General features: G+C 58.0%; 2 protein-coding genes, 1 tRNA gene and 1 pseudogene. 1 reads left to right on the top strand and 3 read right to left on the bottom strand.

Annotated elements, in window-relative coordinates; genetic code table 11:
• Positions 1 to 402: 402 nt before the first annotated feature.
• Positions 403 to 1,119 (bottom strand): pentapeptide repeat-containing protein, encoded by a 717-nt coding sequence (locus tag NKH01_RS34870; RefSeq protein WP_352682262.1) that lies wholly within the window; start codon positions 1,117 to 1,119, stop codon positions 403 to 405.
• 982 nt (positions 1,120 to 2,101) lie between these two features.
• A complete protein-coding gene (locus NKH01_RS34865; protein ID WP_353024712.1) occupies positions 2,102 to 3,418 on the bottom strand; it encodes a tyrosine-type recombinase/integrase in 1,317 nt (438 codons plus the stop codon).
• Between the two features lie 158 nt (positions 3,419 to 3,576).
• On the opposite strand from NKH01_RS34865, the gene NKH01_RS34860 reads away from it, so the two are divergent.
• Positions 3,577 to 3,641 (top strand) — tRNA-Arg (locus NKH01_RS34860).
• A 492-nt stretch (positions 3,642 to 4,133) separates the two neighbouring features.
• Here the strand turns inward: NKH01_RS34860 and NKH01_RS34855 are convergent.
• Positions 4,134 to 4,628: pseudogene (locus tag NKH01_RS34855) on the bottom strand (UDP-3-O-(3-hydroxymyristoyl)glucosamine N-acyltransferase); the annotation flags it as partial.
• Positions 4,629 to 4,709: the final 81 nt, after the last annotated feature.

Genomic DNA, 4,709 nt, shown 5'->3' with positions numbered 1-4,709 from the left:
TTTTTGCTGGGGCGTCGCGCGTGGCGGGGGGGCGGCCCCGCCGGCCCCCCCCCCCCCCCCCCCCCCCCCGGGAGGGGTGGGATCGATGAACCGTCGGTCGTGATGGACCGAGCTAGAGTATGATCGACGCGTTGGTGCCAGGCTTCTGAATGACAATCACGACGATGGTAGTCATTCTCGACGATACAAGAGTTGCTGCCACTTATTCGGACAGGAGCTACCGGTTCGATTGAACCGGTAGCGGTGAACGGAAGGGGCACAAACACCCTTCGGCCGCGATTTCGCCAATAGCAATACCGCAGAAACGTGCCACTTTGGCGGACGATCTGCGCCCTCCGAAGGCAGAAGTTACAGGTTCGAATCCTGTCGGGTGCAGCATTGCCGCAGTTCGCTTGCCGACAACTATTCCTGCTGGAATTGACAGGGCCAATCTTCAGGCCTCGTCAAGCCAGAAGGCAACTCGGTCCGGGCGTCTCCGCAAGCCATGTTGAGCTGCCACTGGGACAGACCCGCCGAATTGGAAAGATCGACACCCTCGATACGGGTCAGAAAGAAAAAGGCGCGGTCAAAGTCTATCGGCGCGGTGAACGTCGCTCCTCGGAAGTCCGCCCGTGCGAGATTGGCAAACGAGAAGCGGCTGCCGCTGATATCGGCGTCATGGAACTGCGCACGCCCCAATTCTGCCTTTGTGAAATCAACATTGGTCAGATTGGCGCCCTGGAAATTCGACCGCTGCATTTCCGCGCTCGCAAACACAGCGCCCTGCGCGTCCATACGGCTGAAGTCGGTCCTGTAGGCCTCGATTCTGTCGAACCGGGCGCCTTTGGCGGTCGAGTCGGCCAGGGAAGCACGCACAAGCGTTGCCTTCTCAAGATTTGCCGCAAGGAGATTGCTGTTCCTGAGGTCGGTCGAAGTGAAATCAACACCGAACAGGTTCGCCCCGCTCAGGTCCTGTCCTTCTAGGATGAGAAGCTTCTTGTCACACTCGTGCCAATTAACGCCAGGCGTCGCGGCTGCGTGGCAATTGTGAGCAGCAGTGGCGTTCTGCCAAGCAAACACAGTGCAAACCGCTAGAGCCAAGCCGGATGCGCCGTAAGCTCTGGTTCGCCTCAAAGTCATTGTTGCTGGACCTCTGCTACTCGCCGACACTCAACCTTACCACATCTGCTGACACTCGAGCCACGGTGACCACCGCCGTCACAGTTAGCGCATTTCTCATATTCAAGCTTTGATGTTGTTCAACCGATCAACCCGCGCGTAGGGCGCGATTTGCGAGCGCCTCCCCATATCATCGGCGGTCCAGCAGAGATTCATTTGTCACCGGCCAGGCGCATCATTCCGTAGGTATGCTTGACTAAGCCGAGGAGAGCGGTCGTTCAGGCTGGCGAAGTCGCGTGCCAAGATTGGCCTCCGCTCTGGACGCTTGTCTCGCTAATTGGGAGCCTGCTCGAGTGCAGACCGCCAACCGCCGGCGTCCGCTGCCGACAAGCGTGAATCCGCTTGGTTCCGCACCGGTCGGTACTTCCCGACGGCGAGGTTGACCCGGCACGGGGTGCTAGTCGCGTATCCTGATTCCGCTGTCGCATGAATCCCACGACTTCGCTTAGCGAGGCCGAAGTTGATCTCTGCCATCTACCAGGTTGAAGCATCAACCCGCATATTTGTGTCGTAAGCTGACGTGCCGCGAATACGCCGTTTTCGGTAGGCGGGCTTTATGGCGGGCGCGCAACCTATTCTTGTATTTTTATCAATGTAAAACAATGTCTTATGGCGGAGAGGGAGGATTCGAACTCCGCGCTTGGAAGAGCGTCCTTCTCGTCTTCACCGTGCAGGCCGGTTACTCTGGGCGGCAGAGTGCCCTTCCGCGCTTCGCCAAACCTGCCGTGGAAAAGGCCTTGCCGTTTTTTCCGGCGGGGCTTTGATCAGATCGCGACTATTAGTGATTTATGCTGGAACTGGTTGCGGAGGTCGGAGTCGGACTTATTTGCGCTGATTAAGAAGCCCCGTCAGCAAACGAATTCGGTGGCCGCACTGTATTGACGGTATCCCTCTCCCGACTCGAACCCCCGAACTCGTTTGCGAATTATTGGCAGCAAGCCGCCTAACCCTTCCCGCTCATCAGTTCAGAAAGCAGGCGCCTGCTTGGAAATGCGGGCCACGCGAATCTACGGCGCTTCGTTTCTTTCTGTCGCGATTGCCCCGCTTCGAGCATCCGACGTGAGATGACCTCCTGCTGCTGGCGCAGGTGGTCGCTCAGCAGTTTGTTGCGCGTGATGTAACCTGCATTAACACCCGGGATCGAGTGGTTCATCAGAAGGTGGACGTCCAGCTCCGCAACGCCCGCGGCCTGGGCGATGGTGCGGAACGTCTGCCGCAGGTCATTCCCCCATTTCGACAGATCGCTGCGTTTTTCCTTATGCTCGATAATGTGACCGCTTTTGCTCTCGGCTGGGAACAGCCATTCACGCGATTGTTCGCCATAGAGAGCCCGGCCAATGCGCATCACTCGAACCAGGCAGCGGATCATGGCTCGCGAAAGCGGTATGTCGAATGCCTTGACCTCGCCGCCCTTCGGCCTGGGTATGTGCAGGACACGTGCGCGAAAATCGACATGCTCGACCCTCGCCTTCCTGATCGCCTCAGGGCGATGGCCTGAGAGCAACATGAACAGATGCAACTCCCGCCGAATTGGGTTCTTCAATGCCGTGAGTTGGGTGAACCAGTCCTCGAGGTCCGAAAGCCCCAGCGCGGTATTGCGCCGATGTTCGGCATCCCAATCTATGGCTGAGACCGGATTGTCCGCTGGCAGCGTGCGGGCGGCCCTGCGAGCATGATTGTAGACGGCGCGCAGCGTTCGCATGCACCCGTTGGCGATATAGGCGCCGTTCTCCTTGGTGAGTTTCTCATGCCGCACGGTCACGATGGAAGGATCGTTGCCGAGCTTGGAAAGCGGCTCGTCAAGCCAATCAGCCAACAGCCGCTCGACGTGATCACGATAGTTGTTGATCGTCCCACCGCTTCGGCCTTTGTTCTTCATATGCCCGTCGCGATAGCGTTCCCAGGCAATGCGCAGCGTGGGGTTCGCAATCGATGGCAAATCAACCGCTGCAACATTGCCGTCCGGCTTGCGTGTCGACGCGCGAGGGTCAACGCCGTTGGCGATCTTGCCAAGAATATCCTTCGCCTTCTTCCGCGCCGCGCGCGTCGTGAGTTCACCAACCTCAGCAACCTTCATTCGGACGGAAAGCCGCTTGCCCGCCTTCCTTCGCTCACTCTGGACAACGAATGTCTTTTGCCGTTTGCCCACAAGCACCATGAAGCCCGGCAGATCGGTGTCACGAGCAAAATATTGGCCCGAAGACGCCGGCTGGAGACGTTCGATGGCGCGGTCGGTGAGGGAGAGGCGAAGGTCTGTCATGAAATTAGTACGGGATTAGTACGGCAATTGCGTCGTGTTCGATCTGGCTCGATCTGTTGGTTTGTCTACCCCATGATAGTCGCGCAGTACGAAAACAGCAACAACTTTAACATGTTAGAACCAGCGCAATCGTACAACGAGCGGCATTGGGAAACACCAGGAAAGGCGATCTGACAAATTCCTAATCTGTAGGTCACAGGTTCGATTCCTGTCGGGATCACCACTCAGTCACAACAAATACGGCTCGCACCGGGTGGCTCGAAATTCGCTCGACGTATCCGTAGGCTAGGCTGGGCGGTCTCTGAACAGTCGGGCTTGGTCGCCGAGCCGGTCTCTGTTTCTACAGCCTTTTCACGACCTATCTCTGCAGGTGGTTTCCGTCGTGTTTCAGGAAAGGCCAGGAATTCGCTCAGAGTTCAAGCTAGCCGCCAACGAATTTCTGGCCGGTTGGCCCGAAAGCTGACCTGTTGAAGGTCTGCTTCGGGTTCAAAAAGCTGCCAGTGCCGCCCTTGCGCATTAGAGGACATGAACACCATAGCCGAATCGCGACCGGGAGGATCCGCATTTGGCGCGAAGCCGACCGTCAAGGTCGCAGAGCATCATTTATGGAACCGTACATCGAACCGCGCGCCCGGGCAGCACCGCCCGGAACACTGGGTTCTATCTGAGCTCAAACAGCCTTGAACAGTCGGGTGAGAATGGGACAGCTACAGAGTCAAGCACCAGTGCGATGCTTCGCTAATTTCCTAAGGGTCGTCTGTTCGCGGAACCATTCTCGCAGAGGTCTGGCGGGCATTCCGCCCCAGCGCTCGCCTGCCGGTACGTCTCTCATGAACCGCGAAGCCGCCGCAAGTTGAGCGCCCTGGCCGATGTGCAGATGGCCAGCAATCGCACTATGGCCACCCACCGCAACGTAATCCTCCAGCACGGTCGAGCCCGCGATCCCGACTTGGGCAGTGATCACGCAATGACGCCCGATCCGTACATTGTGCGCAATCTGGACGAGATTATCGATCTTTGTTCCGTCTCCAATGACAGTATTGCCGGCGCTACCGCGATCGACCGTGCTGTTGGCTCCGATCTCGACGTCGTTTCCGATCGTGACGCGGCCGAGTTGCGGAATTTTTACATGCCCTGAACTACTCATCGCAAAGCCGAAACCATCCTGGCCTATACGCGCGCCCGCATACACGATCGACCGATCACCTAAGTGTGAGCTTTCAGAGGGTTGTCCATTCGGACCGCACCGAGGAGACTGGAGTTACCAAGCTTCAGCATCCATCGGAGGGTC

The organism is Mesorhizobium sp. M1403, from assembly GCF_040317695.1.
In the GTDB taxonomy this organism is placed as follows: Bacteria; Pseudomonadota; Alphaproteobacteria; order Rhizobiales; family Rhizobiaceae; genus Mesorhizobium.
This window is presented reverse-complemented; position numbering and strand designations above follow the sequence as displayed.